Annotated in this window: 18 protein-coding genes; 2 read left to right on the top strand and 16 right to left on the bottom strand. The window is 42.0% G+C overall.

All coding sequences use genetic code 11. The features are described 5' to 3' along the window. The first annotated feature begins 52 nt into the window (after positions 1-52). Positions 53-367, top strand: a complete 315-nt coding sequence (locus tag ACFORK_RS10180) for a MazG nucleotide pyrophosphohydrolase domain-containing protein (protein ID WP_379198274.1) — start codon at positions 53-55, stop codon at positions 365-367. Between the two features lie 604 nt (positions 368-971). Here ACFORK_RS10180 and ACFORK_RS10175 read toward each other — a convergent pair. From ACFORK_RS10175 to ACFORK_RS10150, 6 genes are all read right to left on the bottom strand, one after another. Next, positions 972-1,421 carry a MarR family winged helix-turn-helix transcriptional regulator gene (locus tag ACFORK_RS10175; protein WP_379198272.1) on the bottom strand — a complete coding sequence of 150 codons (450 nt, stop codon included), beginning with the start codon at positions 1,419-1,421 and terminating at the stop codon, positions 972-974. A 47-nt stretch (positions 1,422-1,468) separates the two neighbouring features. Next, positions 1,469-2,230 carry a pirin family protein gene (locus tag ACFORK_RS10170; protein ID WP_379198270.1) on the bottom strand — a complete coding sequence of 254 codons (762 nt, stop codon included), beginning with the start codon at positions 2,228-2,230 and terminating at the stop codon, positions 1,469-1,471. A 14-nt stretch (positions 2,231-2,244) separates the two neighbouring features. Further along, complete coding sequence (locus ACFORK_RS10165) at positions 2,245-3,303, bottom strand: LLM class flavin-dependent oxidoreductase (protein WP_379198268.1); 1,059 nt, start codon at positions 3,301-3,303, stop codon at positions 2,245-2,247. 68 nt (positions 3,304-3,371) lie between these two features. After that, positions 3,372-3,611: a DUF896 domain-containing protein gene (locus tag ACFORK_RS10160; protein ID WP_379198266.1), complete on the bottom strand. Its 240-nt coding sequence runs from the start codon at positions 3,609-3,611 to the stop codon at positions 3,372-3,374. A gap of 135 nt (positions 3,612-3,746) precedes the next feature. Next, a complete protein-coding gene (locus ACFORK_RS10155; protein ID WP_379198264.1) occupies positions 3,747-4,703 on the bottom strand; it encodes an ester cyclase in 957 nt (318 codons plus the stop codon). Between the two features lie 28 nt (positions 4,704-4,731). Then, entirely contained in the window at positions 4,732-5,604 is an 873-nt protein-coding gene (locus ACFORK_RS10150) for an SDR family NAD(P)-dependent oxidoreductase (protein ID WP_379198262.1), read from the bottom strand. Between the two features lie 840 nt (positions 5,605-6,444). On the opposite strand from ACFORK_RS10150, the gene ACFORK_RS10145 reads away from it, so the two are divergent. After that, a complete protein-coding gene (locus ACFORK_RS10145) occupies positions 6,445-7,020 on the top strand; it encodes a hypothetical protein (protein WP_379198260.1) in 576 nt (191 codons plus the stop codon). A gap of 583 nt (positions 7,021-7,603) precedes the next feature. Here the strand turns inward: ACFORK_RS10145 and ACFORK_RS10140 are convergent. The 10 genes from ACFORK_RS10140 to ACFORK_RS10095 all read right to left on the bottom strand — a co-directional run bounded on the left by ACFORK_RS10140 (position 7,604) and on the right by ACFORK_RS10095 (position 16,700). After that, entirely contained in the window at positions 7,604-8,371 is a 768-nt protein-coding gene (locus ACFORK_RS10140) for an ABC transporter permease (protein ID WP_379198258.1), read from the bottom strand. Beyond that, a complete protein-coding gene (locus ACFORK_RS10135) occupies positions 8,368-9,144 on the bottom strand; it encodes an ABC transporter permease (RefSeq protein WP_379198257.1) in 777 nt (258 codons plus the stop codon). Before ACFORK_RS10135 ends, ACFORK_RS10140 begins: the two co-directional genes overlap by 4 nt. Next, positions 9,141-9,863: an ABC transporter ATP-binding protein gene (locus tag ACFORK_RS10130; protein WP_483874847.1), complete on the bottom strand. Its 723-nt coding sequence runs from the start codon at positions 9,861-9,863 to the stop codon at positions 9,141-9,143. Before ACFORK_RS10130 ends, ACFORK_RS10135 begins: the two co-directional genes overlap by 4 nt. Before the next feature lie 83 nt (positions 9,864-9,946). Beyond that, a complete protein-coding gene (locus tag ACFORK_RS10125) occupies positions 9,947-10,966 on the bottom strand; it encodes a sensor histidine kinase (RefSeq protein ID WP_379198253.1) in 1,020 nt (339 codons plus the stop codon). Then, positions 10,963-11,640, bottom strand: coding sequence for a response regulator transcription factor (locus ACFORK_RS10120; RefSeq protein WP_379198251.1), 678 nt, complete (start codon positions 11,638-11,640; stop codon positions 10,963-10,965). Before ACFORK_RS10120 ends, ACFORK_RS10125 begins: the two co-directional genes overlap by 4 nt. A 171-nt stretch (positions 11,641-11,811) precedes the next feature. Continuing rightward, a complete protein-coding gene (locus ACFORK_RS10115) occupies positions 11,812-12,690 on the bottom strand; it encodes a LysR family transcriptional regulator (RefSeq protein WP_379198249.1) in 879 nt (292 codons plus the stop codon). A 147-nt stretch (positions 12,691-12,837) separates the two neighbouring features. Continuing rightward, positions 12,838-13,833: an LLM class flavin-dependent oxidoreductase gene (locus tag ACFORK_RS10110; RefSeq protein ID WP_379198247.1), complete on the bottom strand. Its 996-nt coding sequence runs from the start codon at positions 13,831-13,833 to the stop codon at positions 12,838-12,840. A gap of 165 nt (positions 13,834-13,998) precedes the next feature. Beyond that, positions 13,999-15,006, bottom strand: a complete 1,008-nt coding sequence (locus tag ACFORK_RS10105; protein ID WP_379198245.1) for an LLM class flavin-dependent oxidoreductase — start codon at positions 15,004-15,006, stop codon at positions 13,999-14,001. Between the two features lie 12 nt (positions 15,007-15,018). Next, a complete protein-coding gene (locus ACFORK_RS10100) occupies positions 15,019-15,669 on the bottom strand; it encodes a GNAT family N-acetyltransferase (protein WP_379198243.1) in 651 nt (216 codons plus the stop codon). Between the two features lie 20 nt (positions 15,670-15,689). Further along, positions 15,690-16,700, bottom strand: coding sequence for an LLM class flavin-dependent oxidoreductase (locus ACFORK_RS10095; protein WP_379198241.1), 1,011 nt, complete (start codon positions 16,698-16,700; stop codon positions 15,690-15,692). Positions 16,701-16,714: the final 14 nt, after the last annotated feature.

The following is a 16,714-nucleotide window of genomic DNA, read 5'->3' as shown; positions in this document are numbered from 1 at the left end:
TATTATATAATCATAGTTAAATTCCGTTTAATAAAAATAGGGGGTACTTAACTTGGACGTAAATGCATTTCAAAAATGGGTAAAGGATTATTATGAAGCACGGGGGTGGTCAGAACTCGATATTTTCATTCGCATTGGTTTTTTAGCGGAGGAAACGGGAGAAGTAGCACGTGCTATTAGAGCGTTAGAAATTGGTCGAGATCGTCCAGATGAATCCGTCGGGACATACGCTGAAAATAAGCAGGAGTTAATCGAAGAACTTGGTGATGTACTTGGGAACGTCATAGTAATTGCCAACAAGTACGACATTGGTATTGAGGATATTTTTAAATCTCATCAAGAGAAATTACATAATCGTTATAAGTAAAAGTCAAAGCATTACACAATTTCGTTCAACCCACACAAATCCCCCTTTTTCTTCGACATAAATATCTGCACGAAGATTAAGGGGGCCGGGAATGAAGATCGCGTTTTAATCTACTCAAAGGGGATACTATCAATCCTTCTTGCTGCGTAAGAGCATTCGCCTCCGATGAGTAAATCCGCATATTTGCATGTGGAGGTTCCTTGTTAATGCTCGTGATCTGCGGATTTTCCCAATCTGTAAACGACTGTCTGTTCTCTAACATCATGGCAAACGTACAAAACAAGTCTGAATTCCAGATTCTCATGAAAACTCTTTGATAGAGATCCAAACGTCTTAGTACTCAAATTTGAACTACTTTACTATTTAGACGAATATCAAATCGGTAATCGGATCAGGTTCTTGTCTTCTTACAGTTGTTGACAACAAGAACTTGATGTCATAGACGACAAGAACTTTATCCCATTCCCGATTGGTACGCAAAAAAAGAAAAACACCATCGGTTTATTCGATGATGTTTTTGTGTGCCTTTTTACATTATATTTTCAACTTGGAAACATACTGATCGATATATTCACTGATCATTTTATTTTCATAAGAAATTTTATTAACGTAAACTTCTAGCACCAAGTCCAAGCCTTTTGAGAAGTTCCGTTAATTGAATCTTTTCCTCATTACTAATAAAAGATAAATTTTTAGAAATCACTTCAACTTGTTGAGGAAAGATCTCTTGAAATAAATCATTACCTTTGTCTGTTAGAACTACTTTTGAAACTCGACGATCTGTTGGACTTGGCTCCCTTTTTACGAATTCCTTCTTTTCAAGCTTATCTACAACGTAAGTGATGCTCCCACTAGGAATAGACAATACTTCACTAATTATTTGGATTGTGTGAGGTCCCTTATTATAAAGAAGTTCCAGAACCATGAAATTCTCTGGACTAATTCCGTAACTTTCTATTTTTTTTACGACATTATCAAAAATAGTTTTGCTCGCCTTTAACCAGACTCGGAAAAGTCTTAAATCAATCTGACTTTGTTCATCTTCCTGATACATGAAACTAAATCCTCCTATTTAAAACAAAATATCCCACTAGGATTGCGTTATTTTCTGTATAAAGGATACTCTACTTCAGTCGGTACTTCAATTAAAAAGATGGTCAGATCTTTTTCTAAAGCTTGAATTGCTATTTCTCCAGCCTGTCCTGATTGAACAATAATGAAATCTTTATGTTCAAATCGAGTGGGTGCTTTTGCATCTAATGAAGCAGCTCCATCGCCTCTAATAGCTAATCCAGCTAATATTCGATTCTCTAAAAGATTATGGGTAAATACCTTACCAGTAGGTATACTGATTTCCCACATCTTTGCATCAGTTGCAATTTTCATTGGTGAATCGTGACCAAGTATTGTCTTAATCGTTATTCCTTCTTTATCGATTACAGAAAATTCGTCAGAACGGTATTGAGAATAGATAGGTGTACGTTTTATTGCCTGGCTTAAATGTGGCTCAAACCAAATTTGAAAAATTTCAGATGGTTCTTTTAATGATTCAGCATGTTGAACCCCAGAGCCAGTTTGCATTAGCTGGGCTCCACCCTTTTCTACAATACTTTCCGTTCCAAGTGTATCACGATGATAAGCTTTACCTTCAATCACATAAGTGATTATTTCAAAACCTTGATGTGGGTGAAAGCCAATTTCTGCAGGTTCATTCGAGTTCGCCCAAGCCCAGTAAAATAATGAACCTAGCCGATCAATTATAGATCCTTCTCCAGAAAAGCCAATCGGTTTTTGCTCTTTTATTTTCCCTCCGTCAAACTCTCCTTTAGCTTGATCTTGTGGTTTGATAATTTCAATATTCATTTGTATACCTCCTATTATGACTTCGCTGTATATTTTTTTACGGCTGGCATAATTTCTGTTGCAATGAGCTCAATATTTTTCCTCATTTGATCCATGGTAACACCGCCTGCATCGATTTCACCTAAGAAACGTTGGTGTCCATACATTTCGTATTGATATAAAATCTTTTCAATAATTTGTTGTGGAGATCCCACCATCAACGCATCCCGATGATCTATTGCTGCAGCAAATTGTTGTGTAGGATAGCCTCCACCCTTTAATTGAATTGTTGCACTATTTAGATGTGGATAATATTCGCGTAACGCGGTTTGACTGTCATCTGCTACATACATTAAGCTTGTTGTTGCTATTGGTAATGTTGCAGGATCAAAACCTGCCTGTCCGGCTGCTTCACGAAAACCATCTACTGCTGGCTTAAAAGCTCTGGATGGCCCCCCAAGTGTAGTTAGCATCATCGGTACCCCTGCGTAACCAGCCTTAATGGCACTAGCCGCCGGTCCCCCTACTGCACGCCAAATAGGCATTGAACCATTAAGTGGCTGTGGTAATATTTCTGCATTATTTAATGGTGTTCGGAACTGTCCATTCCAAGTAATTCGTTCTTCTTCGTTAATTTTCAGAAGCAGTTCAAGTTTCTCTTCAAAAAGTTCTTCATAATCCTGTATATTAAAACCAAGTAATTCGTATGCACCTAGTCGGGAGCCTCGTCCTGCCACAATCTCTGCACGTCCATTTGAAATTAAATCTAGCGTTGCAAAGTCTTCATAAACACGGACTGGATCCGATGTACTAAGTACCGTTGCAGAGCTAGCAATTTTAATGTTTTTTGTCTCCTGTGCAATCGCACCAAGAATAACAGTATGTGCTTTTGTCGCAAATAGAGGTTGGTGACTTTCCCCTACCGCAAATACATCAAGACCTGCCTCTTCTGCCAGCTTCGCTGTTTCAATTATTTCTTGAATCCGCTGCTGGGCAGAAACCCGTTGACCAGTTAACGGGTTTCTTAAATGATCCCCGATTGAATATAAGCCAATTTCCATTCCTTTTTCAGGATAAATTCGATGTTTTTTCATTTAAAAACCTCCCTTGAAATATGATTTATTCCCAATCAATCTAATCAGACGTTTTTATTATTAACAGCTTAAAATGGAAATGTACTTCTATATTTTTTTGTTTTTTCGACGATTAACTTTGTCGGCGTGATGTCTTCTCCTGACTCATTTACAAGCGTTAAACTGGTCATAGTCGTCAATAGTTGTCCGCGAATTTCACGCAAGTATTCTTGCCTTAAATGTGCTCTTTCTTTCGTTTCTTCAATTGTTAAGCCTTCATTGCGTGCTTTTGCAGCCAGTTCATTAATTCTTTTTAAACTCGAAATCATAACTAATGCTCCTTTCTATGATTTGAATATATCCTAACATTAGGATTTTTCTTATATTTAAGGATTAACCACATGTCATATAGCAATATTCGATATTCTTTTATTTATTCGTATCAGATGACCATTCAATCTTGGTTAAATATTTTTTGGCAGCATGCCAAACGCTTGATACAAACGTACGTAGTCAACAGTATCCCAATGTTCGGCCGCAAGACCATCTTCAATTCGCAGGAAGTCAACTGTCATGAAATCAACAGGTTGTCCACTCGCAGTCATTGTACCATCCCAGACACTTAAAGAAGCGACACGATCATTTTCAGCTACAACGTGAGTATGAATTGCACGTCCATCAGGCATTGCACTTCTTCCAACCGCCCATCCATGGCCAAAAATATCTCGTCCATCAGGTGTCCATCCTGTATTTTGCATGTATCCTTCAGCTAACGCATCTACATCTTTGGCGTTTCCTGTAGTAATAACACCGTCATATAGACGACGACCAATTGCACGTGATTCTTCGCGGGTTGCTGGACGGCCACTACGAGTCGCTCCGAAATCTGTCCCTAATCTTTCTTGGAAAATACCATTTGGCGATTCTGGGACTCCTAACATTTGTTGGAATCCTGCAGCTACCCCTGGAATTTTACCTATTGTAACGAGAATACGATAAGTGTCCATTAAATGCCATTGTTCAACTAGCCGTTCGTCACGGAAACGGAAGAAGTGAGATACTGAGGTTTGAATATCCTTCCCAGTTCCTTCTACACCTTCATAAGTTCCTGTATGAGTACCAGTTACAATTGTACGTACAGCAACTAAATCATTTTCAACTAATACTCCAATATTCTCATGTACTTGAAATTTTAGATTTGAAAAAGTTTCGTGAAGTTTAGAGTAATATTCCTTTGTTGATGTAAGACTTGTCATTCCTTCGAGTGAATATGACAAAAAGTTACGTGCTAAAATAGTATTGAATTCATCATAGTTTTGTTCATTAACTGCTTTGAAAAAATTGCGTACAAGTTGATCCGCATTTTGCGCTGTTGTTGTTGCATGAAAGCCATCAAGGCTGGTTTTTGTTAAGCTTGTCATGTTTACAACTCCTAAAATTTATTTTTTATTAGTAATTAAGACCGCTAATTTTGATTCGAAGTGAATCTAATTCTTCATCAGATTTTTCACGAACAAGTCTTAGAATCTCTGCTGCATCCTCACCCAATTCGACTCGTATTGGGGCAGGCGTTTGTTCGGAAACCTGAATTATACGCTCAGCAGCCTTTAAAGACGCGAGCCCATTTCCTTGCATTGTGTTAAGAGCATGGGTAAAATCCTCGAAAGATTTTCCATAGAGCTCACGTTGTTCTTCAGTCATTGATTCTGCCACTTTTTTAAGTGCTCTGGCTGTTTTTTCGGGTCCCCCTGTCACCATGTTTCCTGCTTGAATCATTATGAACTCCACACCAAAGGGTTTCAATTCAGTACGGTAAACATCTGCAAATGCCTCAAGAGTTGCCTTTGAAGCACTCGAAGGCCCGTTAAATGGAAGTGGGAAACGACCTGTCATCGCACCAATTTGAACGATACGTCCACGAGCATTTCTTAATAATGGGAGGAATTCATTAATTACAGACAAACCACCAAAGACGTTAACTTCGAACTCACGTCTAATCGCTTCTATAGATAACACTTCAAGTGGTCCAGGAGTTAGTATGCCTGCGTTACTGATAAGAATATCCAATCCTCTATTGCCGACAATATCGGATACCTGATGTACCCAAGCGGCCACTCCCTCTTTGTCTGTAATATCGCAGACACTAAGAGATACTTTGCCTTCAGATGCTTGCTCCAAATCCAAAACTTCTGCCTGTAAGAGTGCCGTACCAAAGACTTGATAGCCCTTCTTGGCAAAACCAAGGGCCATATCTCGTCCCAAACCACTTCCCGCGCCGGTAATCGCGACTGTGTTTTGTTTTTCTGAATAGGTGTTTGTCATAAATTAACAACTCCTTGTGTGTAAGCAAGTTAATATTTTACTTGCCTTTATTAATATTTCCTTTGTCTTAGTAATAATCAAAACTAATTTACCATAATTCTAGATATCCTAATATTATTTATCCTAACTTTAGAATATATTCATCCTATCATTAGGATAAATTTGTGTCAATACACGATTGGTAGCTTACTGATTATCGTGAAAATTAGAGATGAAGAAGGAGAGTACATCGAGAAAAGTGTCATATACTTGTTGCAGATGATTATGTAAATGATATCCCGTTCCTCTCTTCAAGCCGAAGCAGGTTCGGGGACAGAACTGATGAAGCTGCTCGCTTGGACGCGATCATATTCAATGCGAACAATCCATCTCAGATGCAGATCTACGTTACACCTACAACACTGTCATCTAAAGCTTACATGCGAGAAAAGGAAGAACGTTTCGCCCTTCCTTGCTTGAAGTTTAGATATCCATCTACTCGGAAATGGAACAAGTTCTTGTCTCTCGACATTTGTCGTCAAGAGATCCACCTTCTGATTTACCATCAACCAAGCCGTGCACAGGGAACAATGAGGAAGTATCGACACCCACCTTTTGCCCTGTAAGTAGCTGTAGTTCATCCGGTTAAGGGTCTTATCTTTAGCGTCAAACTCCCTCTCAAGCATAACTGCTCGCACTGTTAGTAGTCACTCGCCTTTTCCGATCAGCACCCAACGCCTTCTCCAACCTGACCGCTGTATTGGGAGATAGGGATGACTTTATTCCTATCGAAATACCTCATAATTTATGCTACTGTATTATATAGGTATTAATAACTTAATATGATAGGAGATCGAATTTGTGACAAAAATTGATGGGATTTTAAAGCTTGTATATGACCGTGTTTCTATTCATACGGATATGGATTGGATTGTGGTTGGCTCCGTAGCTTCCAAGATCCAGGGTTGTGAAGATATACAGCCGAATGGCCTGGATATCCTGCTCAAACAAAGTGCTGATGTAGAGCGAATTGCCCAATTGTTTACAGACTACCTACCAGAAACAAACCCGTCTCCTATATTTAATAAGCATTGGCTATCCACAACGGATGCACCGACCTACTCAATGAACGAAGGAGAGAATAAATGGTCGTTTTTACGACTGAATATTGATGGGGTTATCATTGAAATTGCGAACACCGCTTCGGATGAATATCTGGAACTGAGTTCCAAGGTGTGGAAAATGAGACGAGTTGAGGATTATTTAGGAATGTCGATCCCCGTAGCCCCGTTGGAAGTCCAGTTGCATTCCAATTATGAACTGGCCAAACCAGAACGTATCAAAGTAATCAGAGAAGTGATCCAACTTCAAAACCGTGATGTAAGCTTCATGGAGAACTATTTGTCTGAGAGCGCCTATCAGCAGCTTACGCAATAAAGCTATAAGCTGCCGTCTGGAGATCAGACAAGCATTTGTTTAGCAGATGAGCATTTTACATAAGGGTTGAGGGAAAAACAAGCTGCTTCCGTGATATCGGGGCAGCTTGTTTTATCTTGGCGGACGGACGAGTAGGGATTTCAGTCCTCTCTTGAGTTTCCTGTGTGATCCCGCGTATATTTTCATGGCCGATTTTTCAGGAAGAAATGATTTCCTTGAAACAAATGCAAGCTGAATTCACCGCCGCTTAAATCCCTCCATTCCTGAAGCTTCACGGAGAAGATTAATACTGTTGATAAACTATTCAACATAGCTCTCAACAGGGGTGTCCTGCAGAAATCCCTCGTTGTACGTAATGGTGATACCGAAGCTCTCCAACGATGTATATACAGTAAAATCAAAGTGTGTATTTGAGTTCTCGTAGTTCTCCAAAACAATAATGGATTCAAAAAATTGGTCCGCAGGATCTTTTTCCTGAAATGACGCAGTCCCGTCCGTTCGTATCTATTATTGCTGAGCTGTTAAAATCAGCGGTCTGTCTGACGTGATTGCGATCGTATGCTCATAAATACTGGCTGAAAACTTAGGCATCTCTTTTCCGATAAAATACAATAGCTGCTGTAATAAAGCTCAGTGTCCATAACATTGAAATACCCGTCCCTTGCATTGGTGTAAGGACATTTATTTCATCTGAGGAAAGCGGCATATACATATAATATCCTGCCGTATCCGGAAAATAATTTAAAAACTTTTTAATACTAGGTAGAAAAACTCTCGTCAATGGACTGACAATGAAATAATAACCAAGTAGTACCACTAAAGCAGGAGTAGTTCGTCTTACTAAACCACCTATAGCTGCACTGAGAAGTGTGGTTAATGTTAGATAGCCTGTTGCACCTACCAATGCTTTAAATATTGTGTTTAAATCAATCACTTCTGCTGTGTCTCTCATCATAATAAAAGTAAAGAGTACGCCTGATGCAGTAATTATAAACGCCGCAGGAATGGTTACCATTAGCACTGCCAAATGCTTCGTGGATAATTGAATCCCACGCCAAGGTATCGTAATTAAAGTAGTTCGAATCTGTCCACCAATATACTCCGAACAAGTAGTTAAGATACCAAGAATAATGAACCCTGCCTGAAGATATTCCATAGAAGCGAGTCCTACATTCAGTACACTTTGCGTTCCTGCAGCCTCTTGTAGACCAGCAGAAGTAAAAGCTACGGCTAACACTAAATTAAGAATGAATGTCCCCATAAGAGTGAGCCATATCAATGGTAATGTAATTAATTTATCCAGTTCAGCACCAAGGATTTGTGTTATTTTTCTACTGGATGAGACACTCATGATGCAACGTCCCTCCTATGGAACACAATAGCTGCAACAATGAAAATAACGACGACCCAGGCAAACATGATTAAACCGCCTGTGTACGGAGTGTGAAATCTGTCAAATAAACTGCCTGTAAACAGGGTGTCGCTCGTAAACATAAACATTTCAGCGCCAGCCCTATCTGGTAAGTAAAACGCCAACTTTGTAACCTTATAAAGCAGGACGCTAAATGATACGAGGGATGAATTTATCATAAGCACAGTTAGCGGGATGATGCCATTCTTAGTTAGTAAAGTAATCCCAAGTGCTAAAAGAGCAGTGAATGTCCAGTAACAAACTGCACCGATAAGTCTAGACCATTCATATGCAGGGGCATATTCACCAAGAATAAGATGTGTTGCTGACACAGTTGTCATAATAGCAACAATACAAAGCAGTATGCTGACCACTGTCACAGCGCCTGCTTTTGCCAGCAAAAAATGAAGTCGGGATGAAACAGCAGTTAAACTTGTTGTAATCTGCCCTCCTCCACCAGATTCACTGCTCTCTGTCAAATACTCGCTGCTGACAGCAATCACACCAAGTATAATGACCCCTTGTACACCAAGAGCGAGTCCAATATAGCCAACTTCCGATAGCCGTGTGCTAACTCCAGCAATAATCTCCTCTTTTTGTGCTATACTGTCCAAGGCAGCAATAACCGCTGGGGCAAATGCTCCAATAAGAAAGGCAAGACAAATGCCCGGCAGGGAGAACAATTTAGATAGTTCCGCGTTGAATGCTCTCATACAACATCACCTGCATTTTCAGATGTCAGGGCAAAAAAGGCTTCCTCTAGCGTGGAATGGTTACCTATTACTTCTTCCAAGGTTCCATCTGCAACGATTTCTCCATGATTAATAATCACCACATCGTCAACGATCTCTGCAAGCTCTCCCAATAGATGACTGGATAATAACACCGTGTTTCCAGACTCAGCACGTTCACGTAAAAACGTCCGAATCCACCGAATTCCTTCTGGGTCGAGCCCGTTTACAGGTTCATCTAAAACCAATATTTTGGGATCACCAAGTAGTGCAGCTGCCATTCCAAGTCTTCTACCCATACCAAGGGAATACTTCCCAACTCTTTTACCAGCTGCATTAGTAAGACCTACTATTTCCAGAACCTCCTCGACACGTGAGTTAGACAATCCTGCAGCACGAGCAATCCAACGCAAGTGTGCCCGTCCTGTTCGCATACGATGAGCTCCAAATCCATCAAGTGCAGCACCTACTATTGCCAGAGGATTATGTAATTCTGCGAATGGCTTTCCATTAATCAGTGCACTCCCTGAGGTGGCACGATCTAACCCAAGCAGGATACGAAGTGTAGAACTTTTACCCGCTCCATTTGGACCTAAAAACCCAGTTACTCTACCTGGTCTAGCTTTAAAGCTGATACCTGATAAGATTTCCCCAGTTCCACGATGTTTGACTAAGTTATTAATTGTAAGCAACCATAACACATCCTTTCGGTTATGGTTCTAATTATAAAGAAGCAAAGTTACATCTCAGTTATCATCAGGTTTACTTCTAGGTTAACTTTAGGTTAAGCCCTACCAATAACTACTCTTGTGCCATGTTCATTTGATGTAAAGTCAGCTTTCAGCTTCATTTTTTTCAACATATAATTTAAAGTGGATAAACCAATTCCTGCCCCACGCTCATAGGAAGAGTTATCCATACCTGGACCTCTGTCTGCAATTATGATCTGTTCTTTTTCTACATCAACCACAATGTTGGCATATTTCCCCTCTGCTGCATGACGAACAACATTCTGAAATAAATTATCCAGAACCCGTGTTATCCATTTAGGATCTGCTTCCCAATAAAAAGTCTCATCTGTAGGTAAATCAACATGAATCTGAATTTCTTTTTCTTCAAAAACAGGATACCACGCAGCAACAGATGCTCTTACTAAACGACCGATATCTGTTGAAGTGGGTCCAAAAGGATGTTTCCCTGATGTAAGCAATGTATAGGAAAGTAAATCATCCATGAGATCTCCGACTCTTGTAATTGTATGATTCATCTCTGTTAATGAATTTTGTCCTTCTAGACTCATTGATTCTTTATTTAATCTGGTGATATGTCCTCGCAAAATGGTAAGTGGCGTTCGTAAGTCGTGAGATAAATTCGCAATGAGTCGATGGCGTAACAATTCCTCTTCATATTCACGCTTGCGACTGTCTTCAAGCTGCTGAATCATCCAATTAAATGAACTTCCTAACTGGTCTATTTCATCCATACGATCACTTTGAATAGATATGGGTATAGGAAATGAGTTATGATTAGCTGAAAATGACATGACCTCCTGTAAGCGGGTGAGACGTTTGCGAAGTCTCAAGAAGAAAATCCAAGATATTATAACAAAAGCGACAACAATAAAGACAATAATAAAACCAAACAGAAGTAGTACAACTTTAAATTGATTAAACCTATTCAGCTCTTCTCCATTGATAGAAAACCCAATGAACGTAGAGAAGAAGAGAAGCACAATTGGAGGAAAGAAGATAAATAGAAAATGTCCTTTTAGAAAACGACCAAATAATGATCTAGTCTGTCTCATAGTTTCACCCGATAGCCTATTCCCTTCAACGTTTCAATAATCTCTGGAGAACCGGGATGACGTTCCAGCTTTTGACGCAGTCGATGGATATGTACCATTAATGTTTTATCACCCGTTAGATAAGCTTCTTCCCAAATCGCTTCATAAATTTGTTCTTTTGGTAAAACTCGATTAGGGTGACGTATGAAGTACATTAAAATTTGATGTTGTTTCCCGGTCAATATAATTTCTTCTCCTGTGCTTTTGTCAAATACCATTTGGACTTCTGGATCTACCTCAATATGATTTCCTAATGAAATACGTTCGGAATGTGTTCCACCACTTCGCCGGATTAACACTTCTAATCTTGCAACTAATTCATCCGTATGGAATGGTTTCGTTAAATAGTCATCAGCAAACTGTAAACCATCCACCTTATCATCTATCGATGTTCGAGCAGATAGCAGCAAAATAGGAACAGCAGGAGCTAACTTTTTCAATCGTTTTCCTATAGTAAATCCGTCTAAACCGGGTAACATGATATCCAAAATAACGATTTCATGCTGATGCACTTCTTTATCCGCTCCTTCACCAGAGAGCAACCACTGAACTGAAAATCCCCGTTGTTCCAATTCTTCTTTTAGAAAGCTGCCTATTTTCTCATTATCTTCAATATATAATACGTTTCTTTTCAAGTAACATCCTTCTCTCTAAATTGAACTTACCATTAGACAGATTAACACAATATAAAGAAACGTTTCCAGTTAAGACAATTCTTTTGTAGATAGAGTTTCATAAAAAAAAGCCCATCTAACTGATCGGCTCTTTCTCTTCCAAAATGAATAAAGCTGTGTGAAACTAAATAATCACTCATTACAATTCGTATTCAGCTCAAGTAACGCTTCAATGATATTCAAATGGTTACCATCCAACGAGATGAGATCAGTCTGTACGGAGACGCCTGCGGTTTCTACTATTTCTATGGGTACAAGCTTGTTCTCCTTAACCTCTTTCTCGGCGCAAGTAGCGGGCAAGAAAGCAATCCCCGCCTTATTCAAGATCAGCTTCTTGGCGGTTTCAGAATTATCAACCATGAATTTGATTTTTGGGGGATGTTCCATACTGTCGAATACACGATGAATTCGCTCCCAGTCCAGTGATCCGCACTCAAAAAAGACCAGGCTTTCATGACTGATATCTTCTATGGAAACACGTCTAGTTTTAGTTAGAGGATGGTCAGCATATACATAGAGATTTATCGGATCATCAAGAAAGCGATAGCTATACACTGCCGGAATAGCCACTTTGCGAACGAAAGCCAAATCGATCTCCTTATCCATTAACTTGTCGATCAGGACTTGGGTCGACCCTGTTGTCAAATTGAACAGGATGTGCGGAAACCGTTTGCTCAAATGTACCAGCATGGGAGCCATCCGATAGTTGGAAACCGAAATCGTACTTCCGATGCGTACTTCCTTTGGTATCGTGTTTTTGGACACAAGGCGCTGTCTCCCTTTTTGATAGGTCTCGACAAGTTGCTGTGCATACGGCATAAATTGCCGGCCCTTATCAGTGAGTGTAATTTGTTTACCCATCCGATTGAACAACTGGCAACCTAACTCCCGCTCTAGCGATTGTATACGGGTTGTAACGGTAGGCTGAGAGATAAAGAGAGCTTCGGCAGCTTTGTTGAAGCTGCCATAGTGATTGATATACACAAATGCTTCTATGTTTTCAATATTCAACTAAGCACCTCCAATATGAATTAAGATATTCAAACTTTTATCGTTGAAATTGAACAGATACATAAGCAAGAGGCAGTCCATTTGAGCAAGGTGCGCCCAAATGACTGCCACGGATTATGATGGTGGTTTTCGGTTATATGGTGTGTTTTATAATAGGTCTGCTAGCAACTCGAATGAGCGAAGTCGGGCATCATGATCATACACCATGCCACTTATCATCAGTTCATCTGCTTTCGTCTGCTCTAGAACCCGTTTTAGCCTGCGCTGCACAGTATCTGGGCTACCAATAGCTGCGTAGGGAAGCATTCTACCGCGAATGGCCGCCTTCTCCTGTTGATTCCACAGAACATCCATATCCGTAGGAGGTTGTAGAAGAATTCCTTGATTACCACGCATGACGTTCAGAAACTCCTGCTCAGCCGTCGTGAATAACCATTCCGCCTCTTCATTGGTAGGCGCTACTACGGCATTAATAGCCAGAATGACGTAAGGTTTATCTAATATCGCCGACGGACGGAAATTGCGGTGATAGAGCTCCAGCGCCGGCAGCAAATAGTCGGGGGAGAAATGGCCTCCAAATGAGAACGGCAATCCGAGTTGTGCGGCAAGCTTGGCACCGTAGTTGCTGGAGCCTAGCAGTATAATCGGAATATTCAGTCCCTCGCCGGGAATGGCTCTCACGCCGGGGGCCGCACCACCAAGCGTTGGATTCATGTAGGAACGGAGTTCATTCAACTGCTCGGGGAAATCGTCGCTGGTCACACCTCGGCGCAGTGCACGTGCGGCAGGTTGATTGGCGCCGGGTGCACGGCCTAGTCCAAGATCAATACGGCCCGGGAACAGCGACTCCAGCGTGCCGAACTGTTCGGCTATCGCCAGCGGCGCATGATTCGGCAGCATAATGCCACCAGAACCGACACGAATGGTGCTAGTGTTAGCGGCTATATGGCCAATTACGACCGAAGTAGCCGCGCTGGCGATGTATGCTATATTGTGATGCTCGGTAAGCCAGTAGCGACGATATCCCCAACGCTCTGCATGCTGCGCCAAGTCAACGGAATTCCGAAACGTATCTGTCGGTGTTGCGCCATCGATTACCCCCGTGGCATCCATAATCGATATGTTTTTTGTACGTGCTGTCATAAGGAATCTGTGCCTCCTGTAATCGTTTAAGATCTATTAGGGAATATATAATGTTTGATCTGGGCTTAACTGTATCATTGACGATAGTCAGCGTCTAATTCATCTTATGAATTTAATTAATAAATAATTATTATGAATTGGATTTACTTCGACTTGATTAATTTATCAATTATCTGACAAAGCCTCACTTAGTAGCTCCAGCCAGCGCAATCGTTTACTGGACGAAGTTGCATTACTCGATATAATAAACTCGTTTACACTAAATTCTTTCTGCAGCGAAAGAAGCTGTTCTTTGACAGACTCTTTCGTCCCTTGAATAATCCCGAATTTACGCTCAACAATCGTGAAGTCTTCGCCACTTTGGTTACCAAACTCTTCGGCAGATTCTCGTGTAAGTAGTGTCGCTGCCTTTCCGCTGGATAGGTTAACTCTGAATGCCTTTTGCTCAGATGTGAGCGACTGGGCTTCCTCCTCAGTTTCCGCTATTTCAACTGTCAGGCTAGCAATTATCTCTGGTTTTGTGTCCTGCTCAGATTGAAAGCTGCTGCGATAGACATGAATAGCCTTCTGGACTTCTTCATGATTACTGTTGATCAGGTAAGAAAACACGTAAGGCAGGCCCAGCTTTGCAGCCAGTTCAGCGCTGCCGACGCTTGCTCCCAGAAGATAAATATCTGGTACGACCGTTGGACTTGGTATTACTTTCAGACCAGCAAGTGGGTGATTTCCCCCTAGATTGTCATGTACTAAATGTTTCAGATCGCTGAGTTTTTCCTCAATTGCCAGCGGGTCTGCTGCAGCCCCTCGCTGTAATGCTCTTGTACTATGTGGAAGGCCTCCAGGAGCACGACCAATCCCAAGATCCACTCTCCCTGAAGCAAGTGCAGCCAAAACATTAAAATTTTCTGCAACTTTATACGGACTATAGTGCTGAAGCATAACTCCTCCCGCACCAATTCGAATCCGATTTGTTTTGGCCAGAAGATAAGAGACCAAAACTTCAGGCGATGAGCCTGTTGCATGTTCCATACCGTGATGCTCGGCCACCCAAAAACGATAAAATCCCAATTGCTCAGCTTTTTGGGCTAACTTGACTGTGAGAGCAAGTGCTTCCTCTGTTGTTTCTCCCTCGAGTCGTGGACTGCTATCCAGAACACTTACAGTAATATCCATTGCAGATCCTCCCTATTTAAAATTTATACATTTCAGCAGCTCCGTCTCGTTCAGAGGCAGTCGATAGCACATTGCAAGAACTTCACCGTTGAGCGTGTCATAATCGTAAGCCCGCTCGAAGCCCAGCCGCGCATACAGACGAACGGCCGATTCCATCATATCCGATGTATGAAGATGAACTAACTCCGCTCCACTCTCACGCGCCAGCGCAGCGACGACTCGAATGAGTTCTGTCGCTACACCCAGACCACGCGCTTTTTTGGCCACTGCGAGCATGCGGATAATCGGTGTGTGAATACCCGCATACCCATAGGCCAGCTCCGACGATTCGAACAGGAAAACGGTTCCGACGATTTCCCCATCCAGTTCGGCAACCAGACGTGCTTTCGTTGCGTTGCCTTTGCCGGATGCCGCTGCTTCGATATTCGCTTTGTAATTTTCCCACTGTTTCCGGGAAAGCGTGTTCTCTAAATGTCCGTTAGCGTCAAGCAATACATGCTTGATCGCTTCGCTGTCCAATGACGTTCCCGAGCGGATAACGATACGGCTTTCCGGCATTCCTGCCACCTGCTTTCTAATCACATTTGACAATCCCACATCAACGATTCCTTGGATCAGATCGAGCAATTTCCCCTCTATCGATGCGAAGTCAAACCGGATCACGGTACTCGTTCTCTATTGCGTTATACCGTGTGATCTTCAAACGCTTCCTTGAGCAGCGTGAACGAACGAACCCGCTTCTCGAAATCAGGCACAACTGTTGCGAAGATCATCTCATTTGTTTCATACCGCTCAGCTAATTCCAGGAGCCGTTTGCGGACCGTTTCTTTCGTCCCTTGTATAACTTCGACGTCGCGTTCTTCAGTCTCATATGTCTCACCCGATTGCTTTGCGAATTCTTCCGCTTGCTCAAGCGATGTAACATTAACCGTTTTGCCGCTTGCCAGCGTAACGTGAATGCTCTTTAACGTGCCTGCGAGCTCGGCGGCTTCCTCTTCCGTATCTGATACGATGACGGATAGCGCCAGAATGGTCTTTGGCTCCGTTCCCCTTGCCCGGTTGAACTTGCTCCGATACGTCCCGAACGCTTTTAATGCTACTTCTGGATCGCTATTGATGAATAGTGCGTAAACGTACGGCAATCCAAGTTCTGCTGCAAGCTCTGCACTGGACAGGCTCGCGCCGAGCAGATGGACATCGGCTGGAACGTCCGGGAGCGGACTTGCTTGCAGACCAGCAAGCGGATGTTCCTCGCCCGCAGAACCGTGTAAAAATTGCACCAGTTCAGCCAGCTTCACGTCTAGCGTGTCAGCCTCGGTGATCCCCTTTTGCAGCGCCTTGGTCGAGCGTGGAAGGCCGCCTGGTGCGCGGCCGATTCCAAGATCTACTCGGCCTGGTGCCAACAGTGCCAGCACGTTGAAATTTTCAGCCACTTTGTATGGGCTGTAATGTTGTAGCATCACGCCGCCGGAGCCGATCCGAATACGCTCGGTGTGTGCGAGCAAATGAGAGATTAACACCTCGGGTGAAGAGCCCGCGAACGTTTCAGTATCGTGATGCTCCGCTACCCAGAACCGCTCATAGCCGAGACGTTCTGCCAACTGAGCCAATTTAGTAGTGTTCTCTAATGCTTCCCTAGGCGTTTGTCCAGGAAATACAGTGCTTTGATCCAATATTCCGAATTTGAGTGTCATGTGAATTTGCTCCT

Source organism: Paenibacillus sp. GCM10012306, assembly GCF_042649265.1.
Lineage (GTDB): Bacteria > Bacillota > Bacilli > Paenibacillales > Paenibacillaceae > Paenibacillus_AQ.
The sequence above is the reverse complement of the archived record's forward strand: the minus strand, read 5'-3'. Positions and strand labels throughout refer to the sequence as shown.